Origin of the sequence: Providencia heimbachae ATCC 35613 (assembly GCF_001655055.1) — a bacterium.
Taxonomy (GTDB): domain Bacteria; phylum Pseudomonadota; class Gammaproteobacteria; order Enterobacterales; family Enterobacteriaceae; genus Providencia; species Providencia heimbachae.
In genome coordinates, this window is record NZ_LXEW01000014.1 from 32374 (window position 1) to 48468 (window position 16095).

The 16095-nt window shown below is 41.6% G+C and carries 16 protein-coding genes; 8 read left to right on the plus strand and 8 right to left on the minus strand.

Features of this window, described 5'->3' with window-relative positions; all coding sequences use genetic code 11:
- Window positions 1-45 precede the first annotated feature (45 nt).
- From betA to betI, 3 genes are read right to left on the minus strand one after another with little or no spacing between them, the layout of a single operon-like run.
- Window positions 46-1719: a choline dehydrogenase gene (gene betA / locus M998_RS03660; RefSeq protein ID WP_068907612.1), complete on the minus strand. Its 1674-nt coding sequence runs from the start codon at window positions 1717-1719 to the stop codon at window positions 46-48.
- A gap of 39 nt (window positions 1720-1758) precedes the next feature.
- The gene (betB, locus tag M998_RS03665) at window positions 1759-3240 is read right to left on the minus strand and encodes a betaine-aldehyde dehydrogenase (RefSeq protein ID WP_068907614.1); all 1482 of its coding nucleotides are present in this window, start codon (window positions 3238-3240) and stop codon (window positions 1759-1761) included.
- Window positions 3241-3266: 26 nt separating this feature from the next.
- Window positions 3267-3869: a transcriptional regulator BetI gene (betI, locus tag M998_RS03670; protein WP_068442727.1), complete on the minus strand. Its 603-nt coding sequence runs from the start codon at window positions 3867-3869 to the stop codon at window positions 3267-3269.
- Window positions 3870-4075: 206 nt separating this feature from the next.
- On the opposite strand from betI, the gene M998_RS03675 reads away from it, so the two are divergent.
- Entirely contained in the window at window positions 4076-6118 is a 2043-nt protein-coding gene (locus M998_RS03675) for a choline transporter (RefSeq protein ID WP_068907616.1), read from the plus strand.
- Window positions 6119-6191: 73 nt separating this feature from the next.
- Here the strand turns inward: M998_RS03675 and M998_RS03680 are convergent, their stop codons facing one another.
- Window positions 6192-6551, minus strand: coding sequence for a hypothetical protein (locus M998_RS03680; protein WP_068907618.1), 360 nt, complete (start codon window positions 6549-6551; stop codon window positions 6192-6194).
- 257 nt (window positions 6552-6808) lie between these two features.
- Entirely contained in the window at window positions 6809-7591 is a 783-nt protein-coding gene (gene kdgR, locus M998_RS03685) for a DNA-binding transcriptional regulator KdgR (RefSeq protein WP_068446443.1), read from the minus strand.
- Between the two features lie 213 nt (window positions 7592-7804).
- Here kdgR and kdgK point away from each other — a divergent pair, with 213 nt between their 5' ends.
- The 4 genes from kdgK (at window position 7805) to M998_RS19900 (ending at window position 10183) form a co-directional block, all read left to right on the plus strand.
- Window positions 7805-8737: a 2-dehydro-3-deoxygluconokinase gene (gene kdgK / locus M998_RS03690; RefSeq protein WP_068907619.1), complete on the plus strand. Its 933-nt coding sequence runs from the start codon at window positions 7805-7807 to the stop codon at window positions 8735-8737.
- A 49-nt stretch (window positions 8738-8786) separates the two neighbouring features.
- The gene (locus tag M998_RS03695) at window positions 8787-9404 is read left to right on the plus strand and encodes a bifunctional 4-hydroxy-2-oxoglutarate aldolase/2-dehydro-3-deoxy-phosphogluconate aldolase (protein WP_068907621.1); all 618 of its coding nucleotides are present in this window, start codon (window positions 8787-8789) and stop codon (window positions 9402-9404) included.
- Between the two features lie 181 nt (window positions 9405-9585).
- Window positions 9586-10032 carry a GNAT family N-acetyltransferase gene (locus M998_RS03700; RefSeq protein WP_068907623.1) on the plus strand — a complete coding sequence of 149 codons (447 nt, stop codon included), beginning with the start codon at window positions 9586-9588 and terminating at the stop codon, window positions 10030-10032.
- A 22-nt stretch (window positions 10033-10054) separates the two neighbouring features.
- The gene (locus M998_RS19900) at window positions 10055-10183 is read left to right on the plus strand and encodes a hypothetical protein (RefSeq protein ID WP_269459833.1); all 129 of its coding nucleotides are present in this window, start codon (window positions 10055-10057) and stop codon (window positions 10181-10183) included.
- Window positions 10184-10364: 181 nt separating this feature from the next.
- Here M998_RS19900 and M998_RS03705 read toward each other — a convergent pair whose 3' ends face one another.
- Window positions 10365-11078: an RNA polymerase sigma factor FliA gene (locus tag M998_RS03705; protein WP_082787579.1), complete on the minus strand. Its 714-nt coding sequence runs from the start codon at window positions 11076-11078 to the stop codon at window positions 10365-10367.
- Between the two features lie 435 nt (window positions 11079-11513).
- Window positions 11514-12638, minus strand: a complete 1125-nt coding sequence (locus M998_RS03710) for a FliC/FljB family flagellin (RefSeq protein WP_068907625.1) — start codon at window positions 12636-12638, stop codon at window positions 11514-11516.
- Between the two features lie 354 nt (window positions 12639-12992).
- Between M998_RS03710 and fliD the strand changes: the two genes are divergently transcribed.
- From fliD to fliT, 3 genes are read left to right on the plus strand one after another with little or no spacing between them, the layout of a single operon-like run.
- Window positions 12993-14423, plus strand: coding sequence for a flagellar filament capping protein FliD (fliD, locus tag M998_RS03715; protein ID WP_068907627.1), 1431 nt, complete (start codon window positions 12993-12995; stop codon window positions 14421-14423).
- A 5-nt stretch (window positions 14424-14428) separates the two neighbouring features.
- Window positions 14429-14827 carry a flagellar export chaperone FliS gene (fliS, locus tag M998_RS03720; protein WP_068442702.1) on the plus strand — a complete coding sequence of 133 codons (399 nt, stop codon included), beginning with the start codon at window positions 14429-14431 and terminating at the stop codon, window positions 14825-14827.
- Window positions 14817-15206, plus strand: coding sequence for a flagellar protein FliT (gene fliT, locus M998_RS03725; RefSeq protein WP_068442699.1), 390 nt, complete (start codon window positions 14817-14819; stop codon window positions 15204-15206). The genes fliS and fliT overlap by 11 nt, the downstream gene beginning before the upstream one ends.
- 90 nt (window positions 15207-15296) lie before the next feature.
- On the opposite strand, the gene def is transcribed toward fliT, so the two are convergent.
- Entirely contained in the window at window positions 15297-15803 is a 507-nt protein-coding gene (gene def / locus M998_RS03730) for a peptide deformylase (protein ID WP_068907628.1), read from the minus strand.
- Between the last annotated feature and the right edge of the window lie 292 nt (window positions 15804-16095).

Consider the following 16095-nt stretch of genomic DNA (forward strand, 5'->3'; position numbering starts at 1 on the left):
TGCTTCCTCTATCCATATTGACTAACTGCCTGTTTTAACCTTTTTTCAGGTAAGAGCGTCTTTAGCGATTTCGTTATTAGCAATATAGTAAGGGGCTTGGCTAGGTGCCAAAGGTGCGCGATGACGAATTTTATCAGCGATCTTTTCCGCTATCATGATCGTAGTCGCATTCAAATTTCCGGTAATAATCAATGGCATGATTGATGCATCAATCACCCTTAGATTTTCAAGACCGTATACGCGTCCAGCACCATCAACCACCGCCATTTCATCACTGCCCATTTTACAAGTACCGCAAGGATGAAATGCTGTTTCAGCGCGATCACGCACAAATGCATCTAACTCTTCATCTGTGCTGACTTGTTTGCCGGGGCTGATTTCCTCACCTCGATAAGGGTCAAGAGCTGGCTGTGCCATGATTTCTCGCGTAATGCGAATAGCCGCACGAAACTCCTCCCAATCTTGCTCGCTCGACATATAGTTAAACAAGATACTTGGGTGTTGTCTTGGGTCTCGGGATGTAAGCCTTACACGCCCACGGCTTGGGGAGCGCATAGATCCTACGTGTGCTTGGAATCCATGCATATTCACGGCATTACTGCCATTGTAGTTAATCGCAACAGGTAAAAAATGAAATTGAATATTCGGCCAAGCAAATTTATCACTGGTTCGAATAAACCCACCCGCTTCGAATTGGTTACTCGCCCCGACGCCAGTGCCATTAAATAACCATTGAGCACCAATCATTGGCTGGTTATACCATTTCAATGCCGGATATAAGGAAACGGGTTGCTTACATTCATATTGTAAATACATTTCAAGGTGATCTTGCAGGTTTTGCCCTACACCCGCTAAAACATGAACTGGCGGAATATTAAATTCATTTAGAACATCCTCGGGACCGACGCCTGAGCGCTGCAAAATTTGAGGTGATGCAATGGCTCCTGCACACAATAGAACCTCTTTACGGGCATTAACCTCAGTCGGGGTTGTACTTTCCCCCTGATAATATTTTACACCTACCGCTTTTTTACCTTTAAACAGTATAATATCAGTAGTTGCATGGGTCACAATCGTCAAGTTTTTCCGCATTTTTGCTTGGTCAAGATAACCCCTAGCGGTACTCGCACGGCGGCCTTTCGCTGTAACGGTTCTATCCATAGGGCCAAAGCCTTCCTGTTGATAGCCATTAAGATCATCAGTTTGTGGATATCCGGCTTGCACACCAGCGGCAATCATCGCGTGAAATAAGATATTATTTCCCTGCTTTGGTGTTGTGACACTGACAGGCCCACTATCACCATGATAGTCATTAGCGCCAATATCGCGGGTTTCCGCCTTACGAAAATAAGGCAAACAATCTTGATAGCGCCAATCTTCAAGGCCGGGTGCCTTAGCCCAGCCATCAAAGTCCATCGCATTTCCACGAATGTAACACATGCCATTAATCAACGAAGAGCCACCAAGCCCTTTACCTCGGCCACATTCCATACGCCGATTGTTCATGTATGGCTCGGGGTCTGTTTCATAAGCCCAATTATAACGACGGCCTTGTAGTGGATAAGCTAATGCCGCTGGCATTTGTGTGCGAAAGTCGAGCCTATAATCAGGCCCTCCTGCTTCTAGGAGCAGCACAGTAACATCTGAATCTTCTGTCAAGCGGGTCGCAAGAACGTTACCGGCTGAACCAGCACCGATAATAATGTAGTCATAGACCATTGTTATCTCCTCTGTTTCAGTCAAATTAAAAAATAAACATCAAAAAACGGATGCAAACTCACCCAACTCTACTTGTATCGATTTGATTTGTGTATAATTTTGCAGAGTCACCAAGCCATTTTCACGGCCAACCCCTGAATGTTTATATCCACCAACGGGCATTTCAGCAGGCGATTCCCCCCAAGTATTAATCCAACAAATACCGGCTTGAAGCTGATGAATAACACGATGAGCACGGGTAAGATCATTAGTGACTAAGCCTGCGGCTAAGCCATAAACGCTATTATTTGCACGCTCAATCACTTCTTCTTCGGTGTGATAAGATAAAATACTCATCACTGGACCAAAAATTTCTTCTTGCGCAATTTGCATGTTGTCAGTGCAGTCAGTGAAAACAGTGGGCGCAACATAAGCCCCATTGGCAAAGTCACCTGTAACCAAACGCTCCCCACCACATAACAACCGAGCACCTTGCTGTTTACCAAGGTTGATATAGCGCAAAACATTTTCCATATGCGCAAAGCTAACTAATGGACCAAAATTGGTCGCTTCATCCAGTGGTGAACCGATTTTTATACGTGCTACTCGTTCTGTAATTTTGGCTTCAAATTGTGCTTTTAGCGCCTCTGGAACAAAAACACGCGTCCCATTGGTACACACTTGCCCTGAGCTATAAAAATTTGCCATCATGGCAATATCGGCGGCTTTATCTAAATCCGCATCATCAAAGATAATCAATGGAGATTTGCCGCCCAGTTCCATGGTGACCTCTTTAAGGCTTGAGGATGAGGCATTTGCCATCACTTTCTTACCGGTCGTTATCCCTCCAGTAAATGAAATCTTGGCAATACCCGGATGTTCTGTTAGCCATTGACCAACCTCACTACCGCTACCGGTTACAACATTAAATACACCTGCGGGTAAACCGGCTTCAGTATAAATTTCTGCTAGTTTTAACGCTGTCAATGAAGTGACTTCACTCGGCTTAAAGATCATTGCGTTTCCTGCGGCAAGCGCAGGCGCAGATTTCCACAACGCGATTTGAATGGGATAGTTCCAAGCACCAATACCCGCCACCACACCAAGGGGTTCGCGTCGTGTATAGGCAAATGCACTGTCACGTAATGGAATTTGTTGCCCTTCAAGGGCGGGGATTAAACCTGCATAGTATTCAAGTACATCCGCCCCCGTCACAATATCGACAAAACGCGTTTCTGAAAGCGGTTTTCCCGTATCCAAGGTTTCGAGATGTGCCAGTTCATCATTACGTTCGCGCAAGATATCAACCGCACGACGCAAAATACGCGAACGCGCCATTGCAGTCATCGCCGCCCAAATTTTTTGCCCTTGCTTCGCACTTTCTACTGCCCAATCAATATCTTCATAGCTTGCCGACTGTAAATTCGCTATCACGTTACCATTGGCTGGATTTATTGCTTCGAACTGCCCACACTCGGGTTGTGAACTGTCCACATAACCACCATGAATGTATAGCTTATGTATAATAGGTAAGCTTTGCATCGTATCTCCCTCAAATTCTTGTGTGCTTAAGTCTGTTTTTTACCTGCACGATTAAGTTGCATATCGATATACTCGTTAGTGATACTTAACGCATCAACAACGGGAAAAGCTTCATTACTCAATGCGCTACGTAACCATAACCCATCAATCAATGCCGCTAACCCTTTGGCTGCGCGACGCGCTTGTTGTTTATTCAGTATGCGACCAAACTCATAACTCAGATTAGAGTAAAGCCGTCGGTCATTGACCTGCTGTAAACGATTTAAATTTGGTTGATGCATGCTACTTGCCCAAAAAGCCAGCCATGTTTTCATCGCCGCTTCACTGATCTGCGATGAATCGAAGTTCCCCTCAACTATCGCTTGAATGCGCAATTTAGGTTCAGCGCCCGTTAACATTCGTAAACGGATAGCCACTGCAAAACCTAATTGATATTGGATATGGCGCATGGTTGCTTCCAATAACCCATTTTTATCACGGAAATAATGGCTAATTATTCCGGTTGAAACCCCTGCTTTTCGAGCGATAAGCACGAAGCTCGCATCTTGCATTCCCACTTCATTAATTACCGCTAAAGTGGCCTGAATTAACTGCTGTTTACGTATCGACTGCATTCCTATTTTCGGCATTATCTAAGACCTAAAAAATACATTGACCCTAATCATTAGACGATTTTTTGATTGAACATTCAATCAATATTAACTATATTTTATTACAATTAATTTACAAATAACCAAGGAAGATAATTGTGAAATTTTGAATCTTTACTAAATATCAAATAGTTAGTAAAGGATACAACTTTTAACTCCCTAAATATAAAATTACGGATCTGACGATGAAAAATCAAAACAGTCCAAAAAATCAGCAGAAGGATAAACTTAATTCTGTGGTTTTTTTCACCTCTGCCGGCCTTATTCTGGCATTCTCTTTTTTTACAATCTTAATGACCGAAACAGCAAATCAATGGATTGTTGCCGCCCTTGGTTGGGTATCAAAAACATTTGGCTGGTACTATTTATTAGCCGCAACTTTGTACATCGTTTTTGTCATTTTCATAGCAACTTCCCGCTTCGGTAATATCAAACTGGGTCCCGAACAATCCAAACCCGAATTTAGTATGTTGAGCTGGTCAGCGATGCTATTTGCCGCAGGAATTGGTATCGACCTGATGTTTTTCTCTGTTGCAGAACCGGTAACACAATATATGTTACCGCCAACAGGTGAAGGAGAAACACTAGAAGCAGCTCGTCAGGCGATGGTGTGGACACTGTTCCACTATGGCCTGACGGGCTGGTCTATGTATGCATTGATGGGGATTGCGCTGGGTTATTTTAGTTATCGCTATAATCTTCCATTAACAATCCGCTCGGCTTTATATCCCATTTTCGGCCAACGTATTTATGGCCCTATCGGTCATGCCGTCGATATCGCTGCCGTATTAGGCACCATTTTTGGTATTGCCACGACATTAGGGATTGGTGTTGTTCAATTAAATTACGGCTTAAAAGTATTATTCGATTTGCCACAAGGGCTAACGGTACAAGGCGGATTAATTTTTCTTTCGGTGGTCATGGCTGTAATTTCAGCCACATCGGGGGTTAATAAAGGGATCCGCATTTTATCTGAACTCAATGTATTACTCGCATTTGGCTTAATTTTATTTATCTTATTTGTCGGGGATACCGAGTTTTTACTCAACGCTTTGGTACTCAATGTCGGCGACTACGTTAACCGCTTTATGGGCATGACACTTAATAGCTTTGCCTTCGATAGACCTACCGATTGGATGAACAGTTGGACGCTATTTTTCTGGGCTTGGTGGGTCGCATGGTCACCATTCGTCGGCCTATTCCTTGCTAGAATATCTCGTGGCCGCACCATTCGCCAATTCGTTATCGGTACCTTAATTATTCCTTTTGTTTTCACTTTATTATGGCTCTCTATTTTTGGTAATAGCGCGTTATATGAGATCATTCATGGTAATAGTGAATTAGCGAAAACCGTGCTTGAAGCCCCTGAAAAAGGCTTTTATTCATTACTTGCGCTCTATCCCGGTTTTGGTTTCACCGCCTCGATAGCCACTATTACTGGGCTTCTGTTTTATGTCACTTCCGCGGATTCCGGTTCTCTCGTCCTCGGAAATTTCACCTCTCAACTCAGTGATATCAATAGCGATGCACCAAATTGGTTACGTATTTTTTGGTCTGTTGCCATTGGTTTGCTCACTTTAGGCATGTTGATGACCGATGGGGTTGCTGCGCTGCAAAATACCACGGTGATCATGGGGTTACCTTTTAGCTTTGTGATTTTCTTTATTATGGCAGGCTTATATAAATCGCTGAAAGTAGAGGATTTTAGACGCGTTAGCTCGCTCAATATCACTGCACCTGCGCCACTGTATGGCAACGGTACATTAAATTGGAAGCAACGATTAGGCCGCGTAATGAACTTTCCCGGCACAACTTACACGCAGCGAATGCTCGATTTAGTGTGTATCCCTGCCATGAAAGAGGTGGCTAATGAGTTGAGTCTCAGAGGTGCAAACGTTGAGTTCAATAGGTTACCTGCCATTGCTGATGAGCGATTAGACCACTTAGAACTCACAGTTGATCTCGCTGAGGAACAAAATTTTATCTATCAAATTTGGCCTCAACGTTACTCTGTTCCGGGTTTTACCTACCGTGCTCGTTCTGGAAAATCCCACTACTTCCGTTTAGAAACTTTCTTATGGGAAGGAACGCAAGGGAATGACTTAATGGATTACACTAAAGAGCAGGTAATCAGTGATATTCTTGACCAATATGAAAAGCACATGAATTTCATTCATTTAAGCCGAGAAGCACCGGGTTCTACACTCACCTTCCCTGAGTCTGTTTAGTTAATAGCCACCTATTAGTCGCTAAAAAGGCGCTCAATTGAGCGCCTTTTAGATCGTTTAATCCGATATAGCTTCATTCATTCTGGTATTTTTGCTGTAGCATGGATTGAAGCTTCTTAGGATCATTCATCCATGCGGTTGAATTCGGGCACCCTGCCCCTGTTGGGTTAATATCACAGGGGCGTATCTGATTGAAAATAGACTTTTCGTCGGCATCTCGCTGTGCCAATAAATCTTGGTAGCTACGATCCTTTTCGGCAATTTTCTTTTTTGGATCAAATTTAAACTTTTGTTCCGTTTGTAATTTTTTAATGCCTTGGTAGTTTTCATCATATAAACGATCAATGGGTGACTTTTCTTTAAATGACAAGTCGATGGCAAAGCCGAAAGAAGAGAAACTAAGAAAAAAGAGAAAAATAACCTGCTTAAACATATGGATATCCCGGATAGACACATAATGTTACATTATATGTATCCACTACTCCATCAGCACATAATATCTATTTTAAATTTTAAATTTATTTGTTATTCAATAGATTAGAAAGCATTAATTATAAAATCAATTGATTGAATTGCTATAATTACCATAGTGACCATTTTATACAAAATCACTTTTTTCATTCAACTGGATCAATAGGCCACTAATAAACCGATGAGTAATCGTTATATTCACAGTTATTTAGCGCGAACTTATTGGTCATAATGATGATATCCCATCTTTTCAGAGATGATTCGGCCGGCGTTTTTTAACAATTCCACATAATAATCAATCTTTAACTCATCAAAGCGGATTGTTGGAAATGAAATAGATAACCCTGCAATAACATGACCTAAACGATCATAAACAGGTACTGCGATACAGCGTAACCCTAACTCCTGCTCTTCCCTATCCTGTGCATAATGTAATTCACGTACCGTGGCTAATTCCGCCCGTAATTGGTCAATATTTAATAATGTGGTATCGGTTTTTTTATCGAATGATTCATCTTTTAGCGCATGGCGAATCGCATCTTCACTTTGCCATGCCAACAATATTTTGCCAATCGCCGTGCAATATAAGGGGTTACGTCGACCAACTCGTGAATACATACGCAAATTATAACTTGAGTCTATTTTATGAATATAAATGATTGCATTTTCATCTAAAGCGCCAAGGTGCACGGCTTCTTGCGTTATTTGCCCAATATGGCGCATCTGTTTGTCTGCTAGCTCAATTAAATCAACATATTCTAACGATTTAGCCCCCAGCTCGAATAATTTTAAGGTTAAAGAATATTTATCCGCTTCCCCCTCTTGTTCTACATAACCAAGTTGCTTCATGGTTTGCAGGAAACGGAATGTGGTGGCTTTTGACATAAATAAACGTTGGGATAGTTCAGATACACCAATTTCCTTTTGCTCACCAAGCGCACTGAGAATACTAAATACTTTGACCACCGCAGATACGGCATCCGTTTGATTCGTCTTATCCATTGTCATTGGTTTATCTCATATTTATAACAATTTTTATTATACAGTTTCGACATCTATTTTATGCCATTTGTCATAGCATAATTGTCCCTCCCCACAAAAACAAGAACGACGATTCAATATTTTTAAAACGGCGTTTCATTTTAATTGAACTTCTCTGAAAAGTACGCTTTAATAGTTTTCATTAGATTCGTCACAGATAGGTAGGTAATGATAATGGACACACATCAGCAAATAGCCGTTATCGGCGAATGCATGGTCGAATTGCAAAAATCAGGGGAGCTGTATAAGCAAACCTTCGGTGGCGATACCCTGAATACCGCACTGTATCTATCACGTTTAACCAAAACGCAAGGCGTTACCACCCGTTATCTTACCGGATTGGGACAAGACCCATTCAGCCAACAAATGCTATCGAGCTGGCAACAAGAAGGCATCAACACAGAAAATGTGTTTATTTCTGATAAGCATTTGCCCGGCATGTACTTAATTGAAACTTCTGCGGATGGTGAGCGTCGTTTTTTCTATTGGCGAGATAATGCTGCGGCAAAATTTTGGCTCACTGAAGACAGCAAAGCGCAAACACAGCAACTGCTTAATTCTCAGCAATTCATTTATTTAAGTGGTATCAGTTTAGCCATTCTGCCTGATGTTGCTCGTCAATTGCTGTTTGCTATTTTGCAGCAAGCCAAGCAACACGGCGCAAAAATTATCTTTGATAATAATTATCGCCCTGCGCTTTGGCCATCAAAAGACGCGACTAAACTGGCTTATCAACAAATATTGAACCTAACCGATATTGCCTTTCTAACCTTTGATGATGAGCAACTGCTGTATGGCGATACCCAAGAAGCACAGTCAATCGCTCGAGCACAGCAATGTGGCGTCAAAGAGATTGTAATAAAACGCGGGGCTGATGCCTGTTTTGTGGTTATCGACCAACAAAAAATCGAAGTCCCTGCCAATAAAATTAATCATGTTGTTGATACCACCGCCGCAGGGGATTCATTTAGCGCGGGTTATCTTGCAAGCCGTATTGTAGGTGGCTCGCCTATCGAAGCCGCAAAAATGGGTCATTTATTAGCTGGAACCGTCATCCAACACCGGGGAGCGATTATTCCAACTGAAGCGATGCCTGTCATTGATTAAAGTGGCCGTAATTTGAAAGATGACGGGTATAAATTAAAAAGGTTAAATAATGAATACACTCTTAGAAAAAATTAAACGTCTCAAAGTTGTTCCTGTGATCACCATTAATGATGCCGCACATGGAGCACCATTAGCCAAGGTGTTGATGGAAAATGGTTTACCTTGCGCCGAAGTGACTTTTCGTACACCGGCTGCGGTACAAGCAATTAAGAACATGCGTGCCGCTTACCCGGATCTTTTGATTGCCGCGGGTACGGTATTAACCACCCAACAAGTGGATCAAGCGATTGATGCAGGCGTTGATTTTATTGTCAGCCCGGGCTTCAACCCAAAAATTGTGACTTATTGCCAACAAAAAAATGTGATCATCATTCCGGGTGTCAATAGCCCAAGTTTGGTTGAGCAAGCCCTTGAATTTAATCTCACCACATTAAAATTCTTCCCCGCCGAAGCCTCTGGCGGTACCGCAATGCTTAAAGCATTAAGCGCCGTTTATCCGGTGAAATTTATGCCAACCGGCGGTATTGGCCTGAACAATATTGCACAGTACACCGCATTACCCTCAGTATTAGTGTGTGGGGGCTCATGGATGGTACCAAACTCACTGATCGACAGTGAAAATTGGGATGAGCTCGCCAAATTAGTCGCCGAAGCCGCCAATATTTAATTAATATCGCGTTGTTGTCTTTTGATCCTCATGTCCGATTGGCATGGGGATTTTTTGTTGGTGGATAAAATCTATTTATTACTATTTCGCTTAATTAATCACAACCTTAAACAAAAAACAGGCAAATTTCATCATTTCGAGCTAAACCTATAGAAGTATCTTTTTTTATCGAGGCTGCTCTATGGATGCGATAGCTAATAGTCTTACTTATCATGTTAATCACGCGATTTCGGTTGACGATTTTGTCACGCTTATTCGGCAATCACCGTTAAATGCGACAGTACAAACCGATAATGTGGTTCAATTAGAGAATATGCTGAACAATGCGGATTTATTGATTAGTGCATGGGATGAAACACAGGTGGTTGGTTTTGTACGAGCGATCACCGATTTTAGTTCTTGTTGTTATATCGCCGAATTAGCGATAGCCGCAAACTATCGTCAACATGGTATCGACCGCCAGCTTATGCGCATGGCCGCTGAAGAACTCCCCTCTGAATGCCAAATTTTATTTTTCGCCTCCGATAGCAATCTAACTGAATATTTAAAGCTGGGCTTCACTCAATCCCCCCGAGCATGGCACACCACTGCCCAAAACTATTTATCAAAATCCGCAGATGGGGTTTGATATTCATAGGATGAAGCAGCTAATGCAATTGGAAGAAAGAGTGAGAGAGAAATACTTTTTGTTTTTGTCTTGCTTGCGCCAATGTGATGGTTTTGATGGTTTTGATGGTTTTGATGTTGTTAAATTAAAATCCATCACGGAGATAACCTAAATAATTGGCATTGTGGCGCACATCAAATTTATTTTTGTACCCTTTACGTCAATGTGATGCTCTAAATAATTCGTATTGTGGGTAGAAGACCAGAGAGGATATCTTGGGAAGCATACATAAGTATGTGACCCAAGTAGCCGAGCGCAGTCGACACCCCCACAATGCGAAGTATGACGAGCATCTATTTAAGGCGGCCGCGCAGACGCTTAATAGCCTGACTATGCAACTGACTCACCCTCGACTCCCCCACATCCAGCACCGCGCCTATCTCCTTCAGATTCAGCTCTTCCTGATAATATAGCATCAGCACCATTTTCTCGCGATCGGGCAGCTGCTCTATCGCCCCCATCACTTGCGCCCGCAAACTTGAGTCCATCAACAAATTTAGCGGATTGCCGCCATCGTCTTCATCCATGGACGGTTCACAGCTTTCCCCATGAATTTCGTGCCACTCATCATAGGAAAACAGTTGACTATTATTGGTGTCGAGCAAGGCTTGGCGATACTCTGAAAGCTCAATATCCAGTGCTTTGGCAATTTCCGGCTCGCTGGCGCTGCGACCAAGGGATTGTTCCAAAACCCCTATCGCTTTGGTCATTTCTCGGGCTTGGCGACGCACACTACGTGGCGCCCAGTCACGGCTGCGCAGTTCATCGAGCATCGAACCGCGAATACGTTGTACCGCATAAGTGGCGAACGAAGCCCCTTGGGTAACATCGAAACGTTCCAATGCATGCAGTAAACCAATGCCACCCGCTTGGATTAGGTCGTCGATATCGACACTCGCGGGCAATCTGACTTGCAGTTTTAGGGCTTCATGGCGTATTAGAGGGTAATAACGCTCCCATAGGCTATTTTTATTAATGACACCTTCGGCAGTATACAAATCACTCACAACCTGAATCACCCATTAACTTTTACGAAAGGTAGTTATTATCTGTGCTAGATATGATTTCAATCCGTAGAGTAAGGCCACAAATATGGCTTTATTTACCCTATCCTAAATAGGTTAAATTTGAATGATTGCAAGGTTAACGGTTGTTTTAAATGAATTTATGGTGGGATTTACTGATGGTACATGTAGCGGGAGTTATTTTAATAAAAGATAATTTTAGTATTTTTTAGCTTTTAGTTTTTAATTTTTTCAAAATGCTTAACCGCGCCCTAGATAGTTTGTGCTACAGGTAGGCGACGAAGGAGGTTATCCCGATGAGCGTACAAGGGTACGTGATTCGGGTGACCGACTGAAGGCAACACCCCTGTAGTGCAAAATATGACGGGCAAAGAAAAGGCCAGCAAGCTGGCCTTTTCTATCATCATCCAATACGAATTAACGTAACAGGCTCATAACACCATTAGGAATTTGGTTAGCTTGCGCTAACACAGCAGTACCCGCTTGTTGCAGGATCTGACCACGGCTCATGTTAGAAACTTCTGTTGCAAAGTCAGCATCTTCGATACGGCTACGTGCTGCACTCAGGTTGTTAACAGAGTTGTTCAGGTTATTGATAGTAGATTGGAAACGGTTTTGAATCGCACCTAAATCTGAACGGAAACTATCAACTTGTGCTAATGCTTTGTCTAATGCATCTAAAGGCAAGTCAGTTATTTTTGCCGGCATATCGGTACCACCCTCTACTGTACCGTCCTCTTTAATTGTAGCACCATTTTTATAAGTTGTAGTCCCATCTGCAGCAACTGTTTTTACAACAAACTTACCATCATCAACAGAACCATCTGCTTTCATTTGCTGGTAAACCGTTTGGCCTGAAACGGCTTTAATTTCTACATCACCTTTAAAAGCATCTTTGCCCTCAACACCAGGAGTAGTAACATTGCCACCGGCGTCCTTAACCTCTTCTACTTTATCTACCTTTGGAGTATCTACTGTAATTTTAGTTACTTTAGCGCCGATAGTTGAATGCGTTGTTAAATTAAATTCATTCAAACCTAAAGTTTCGCGATCAATTTTTTTCAAGCCAATATTGATTTTCTCGCCATCATTAGCACCAACTTGAACCGCTAAAGAAGTATCTTTGCTCAGCACTTTAACACCGTTAAACTGAGTTTCTTCAGAGATACGATTAATCTCATCCATACGTTGTTTAACTTCAGCTTGGATAGATTTAGTATCTGATTCAGAGTTAGAACCGCTTTGTGCTTGAACAGTCAGTTCACGAATACGTTGTAAGTTATCGTTGATTTCGTTAACCGCGCCTTCTGCTGTTTGCGCGATAGAGATACCGTCGTTAGCGTTACGTGCCGCTTGAGTTAAACCTTTAACGTTTGCAGTGAAACGGTTAGCGATTGCTTGGCCCGCAGCGTCATCTTTTGCGCTGTTGATACGTGAACCAGAAGACAAACGCTCAATGGCAGTACCTAGTACGCCTTGTGAACGGTTTAAGTTGTTCTGAGTAGTCAGAGACAGAATGTTAGTATTAATGACTTGAGCCATGATGTGATCCTTATTATTCAAATTAATGCGTTAAGCCAAAATGCTTAACTTGATGAATTTCGTCAGCAACTAGATTATCGGCTGCAATAAAAACCCCTTTAGGCTTTTTGATGAATATTTTTATTAGCAAAGAATAAAACGGCGCTGCAATCAGCTTTTTAGCGAATTAATTTTTTATAAATGCTTCAATTTTTATTCATTTTATTATTATTTATTCCCAATAAAGATAATTACCTCTGTTTACCTCCGCTTCTCCTCTCATCATATTTTTAAGAATAGTCTAAGATTTTCAGCCCACCCGCCGATAAAGATCGCAATAGAATTTATTTTCAAGGTTATATTCAGGAGTAATACATGGCAGGTATATCCACACTCGGTATCGGGGCTAACTTAGATTTAAACGTCCAAATGGATCAACTTGAAGCGATGGAAAGACGTCGCCTTGACCCATTAACTGCACAAAAAGCCAGTTACGACGCGCAGATTAGCGCCTTTGGTAAAATGCAGTCATCCCTTGAAAAGCTGAAAAAAGCCGCCGAAGATTTAAAAAAATACGGCGATATCAGCACCACTAAAGTCACTGGTGAATATAAAGCCTTTGATGTCAAAACCGATGGTAAAGCGGTTGCCGGTGTCCATGATGTAACCGTTGAGCGCCTAGCAAAAGCGCAAACCATTGCCACCAAAGGGCAAAAAGACAATAAAGAATTACTGGGTAACGGTGCCGCAGAACGTACCATTACCATTACACAGCCTTCACAGAAAGAAAATAAAGATAAGATTGTTATCAAGTTAGATAACGAACACACCTCTTTAATTGAAATTGCTGATGCCATCAATAAAACCGATAAAGGTGTTTCTGCTTCGGTGATTAAAGATAAAGACAATGTGTATCACTTGGTGGTTACCTCTAAAAAAGAAGGCACAGAAAACCGCATTAGCATCAATGTCGAAGGTGACGACAAGCTCGCGGATATCCTCAATGTTGACTCCGTGATGGATGATAAAGGTAATGTTACCTTAGCCAACACCACGGGTATGGAACAAAAAGTTCCACCACAAACCGCCTTGCTTGAAATCGATGGTTTTCAGTTAGAATCACAAACCAATGAGGCCAAAGATTTATTTCCCGGTTTAACGCTGACGTTAAAAAAAGAGAGTGAAGATGGTAAAGCTGACCATTTAATCGTCTCAGAAGATATTGAACCGGCTAAAGCAAAAATCAAAGCGTGGGTAGATGCTTACAATGAGTTTCAAACCCTTGCCACCGAGTTAACCAAATATACCCCAACAGAAAAAGGTACTGCGCCAGATAAAAGTAATGGCCCGTTAATTGGTGATTCCACCTTACGGTCAATTCAAAGCCAGTTGCGTACCCAAGTTCGGACAACCCAAGACAGTGGTGAGTTAAACCTACTGAATAAAATGGGTATCAAGCAAAAGCTAGACGGTACATTAGAGATTGAAGATAAAAAGCTGGATAAGGCGTTAAAAGAAAACCCTTCCAGTGTGAAAGTATTTTTTGCCGGTGACGGCAAAGAGACAGGTCTTGGTACACAAAACTTTAATTTTTTAAAAGATACCTTAGACAATAAAGAAGGCACACTGCATAACGCCACTGACGGTATCCAAAAGAAAAAGAAAAGTCTCGATAAGCGTATTGAACAAACCAATAAGCAAATCGAAAACACCATGGAGCAACACCGTCGTCAATTCCAAAACCTCGACAAAATGATGAGCTCACTCAATAGCACCAGTAATTCATTAGGCAGACTTTTAGGCTAATCACTATGTATCAGAGCAAGGCAAACCAAGCCTATCAACAGGTTAATTTAGAAAGTGAAATTACCAATGCAACCCCTTACCAACTGATTCAAATTCTGTTCAAAGGGGCATTAAGTGCCCTTAAACGGGGGGAGATTTTTATGGAACAAGGCAAGGTTGCTGAAAAAGGTAAAGAAATCTCAAAAGCTATCGATATCATTGACACAGGCTTAAAACAATCGCTTAATTATGAGGCTGGCGGTGAACTTGCTGAGAATTTAGCAAGTTTATATGATTATATGACGATGCAATTGCTTCGCGCCAATCTCGAAAACAACGTGGCTTATGTCCAGGAAGTTTACCAATTACTCTCCGATATCGCTTCTGCATGGCAGCAAATCGGTGCAAATGTGGATGAAAGATAACCCGGTGGACAATAAAAATCCTATCGATTTACCCGAAATATACCGAAATGTTTTAGTTTTAAGCGAAAATTTAGTTGCCTTAGCGCAATCAGGGGAGTGGGAGGCGCTGGTCTCCCGCGAAACCGAGTATGTGCTTGCTGTGGAAAACCTCACGGTTTTAACGCAAATATTTGAGGAGCAGCAGCCCATTACCGAAGAATTTATTCAATTATTACAAAAAATTATTGAGAACGAACGTATTACTAAAGAATACTTACAACAGCATTTAAATTTTCTCAGTAAAGAAATAAAACAATTAGATCAACAGCGCGTACTGAATAATAGCTACGGTCAGTTTGATGACTCAGATACTGCGCTGATTATTAAGCCCATGGAATAAGCATTAATGTGTCAGGTAAAATAACCTGACACTCATGGCTGTTAGACTTTAGCTAGCGTACTGCGAAAGGGAACAAACAATAACGCGTTATTATTGCTGTTTTAAACGTTGTTGCTTTTTTAGCTTTTTCAACAACATATTACGTTTAAGTGGCGATAAATGGTCGAGGAATACTTTGCCATGTAAGTGGTCTATTTCATGTTGCATTACAATGGCTAAAAACTCATCGTTATCAACAACAAATTCCTTGCCGTCTCGGTCAAAAGCTTTCACTTTTACACGCAAGAAACGGTCTACATCCGCATAAATTTCAGGTACAGACAAACACCCTTCCTGATAGCTGGTCTCCCCTTCACTTTCAATGATTTCAGGATTAACAAACACCATCGGCTGGTTACGTTCTTCTGAAATATCGATCACCATAATTGATTTGGTTTCAGCGATTTGCGTTGCCGCTAAACCAACCCCGTTGTCGGTGCTGTACAGGGTATCGAGTAAATCATCAATTAACGTTTGTACTGCAGCAAAATCGGTGACTGGCGCACAATTTATGCGCAATCTTTCATCAGGGATTTCAATAATTTGTCTTACTGCCATATCTTAAATCCTATAAATTCAATAACTTTCAATCAAATACTTACCCAATATTATCGTACTTTAGTTAGCATAATGACATGCAAAAAGTGGCATTATTGCCATGATGAATGGCTAAAAGTGCCACGATAAGTACCAATAATAAAATTTCACAGAAAAATAACATGTTATTTAGAAAAAAACACCTGATATCTCGTTTCAATAGCCATTTATCAGTCACTGATATTTTACGGAATACTAAAACACCCACTTAAACTAAATGAATTGATTTTCTCTTATCATAAAGGTTATTCGC

Excerpts from the sequence above, each read along its gene's own strand:
- betA (WP_068907612.1), bottom strand. The coding sequence starts at position 1,719 with ATGGTCTATGACTACATTATTATCGGTGCTGGTTCAGCCGGTAACGTT.
- betB (WP_068907614.1), bottom strand. The coding sequence starts at position 3,240 with ATGCAAAGCTTACCTATTATACATAAGCTATACATTCATGGTGGTTAT.
- betI (WP_068442727.1), bottom strand. The coding sequence starts at position 3,869 with ATGCCGAAAATAGGAATGCAGTCGATACGTAAACAGCAGTTAATTCAG.
- M998_RS03675 (WP_068907616.1), top strand. The coding sequence starts at position 4,076 with ATGAAAAATCAAAACAGTCCAAAAAATCAGCAGAAGGATAAACTTAAT.
- M998_RS03680 (WP_068907618.1), bottom strand. The coding sequence starts at position 6,551 with ATGTTTAAGCAGGTTATTTTTCTCTTTTTTCTTAGTTTCTCTTCTTTC.
- kdgR (WP_068446443.1), bottom strand. The coding sequence starts at position 7,591 with ATGGATAAGACGAATCAAACGGATGCCGTATCTGCGGTGGTCAAAGTA.
- kdgK (WP_068907619.1), top strand. The coding sequence starts at position 7,805 with ATGGACACACATCAGCAAATAGCCGTTATCGGCGAATGCATGGTCGAA.
- M998_RS03695 (WP_068907621.1), top strand. The coding sequence starts at position 8,787 with ATGAATACACTCTTAGAAAAAATTAAACGTCTCAAAGTTGTTCCTGTG.
- M998_RS03700 (WP_068907623.1), top strand. The coding sequence starts at position 9,586 with ATGGATGCGATAGCTAATAGTCTTACTTATCATGTTAATCACGCGATT.
- M998_RS19900 (WP_269459833.1), top strand. The coding sequence starts at position 10,055 with ATGCAATTGGAAGAAAGAGTGAGAGAGAAATACTTTTTGTTTTTGTCT.
- M998_RS03710 (WP_068907625.1), bottom strand. The coding sequence starts at position 12,638 with ATGGCTCAAGTCATTAATACTAACATTCTGTCTCTGACTACTCAGAAC.
- fliD (WP_068907627.1), top strand. The coding sequence starts at position 12,993 with ATGGCAGGTATATCCACACTCGGTATCGGGGCTAACTTAGATTTAAAC.
- fliS (WP_068442702.1), top strand. The coding sequence starts at position 14,429 with ATGTATCAGAGCAAGGCAAACCAAGCCTATCAACAGGTTAATTTAGAA.
- fliT (WP_068442699.1), top strand. The coding sequence starts at position 14,817 with ATGAAAGATAACCCGGTGGACAATAAAAATCCTATCGATTTACCCGAA.
- def (WP_068907628.1), bottom strand. The coding sequence starts at position 15,803 with ATGGCAGTAAGACAAATTATTGAAATCCCTGATGAAAGATTGCGCATA.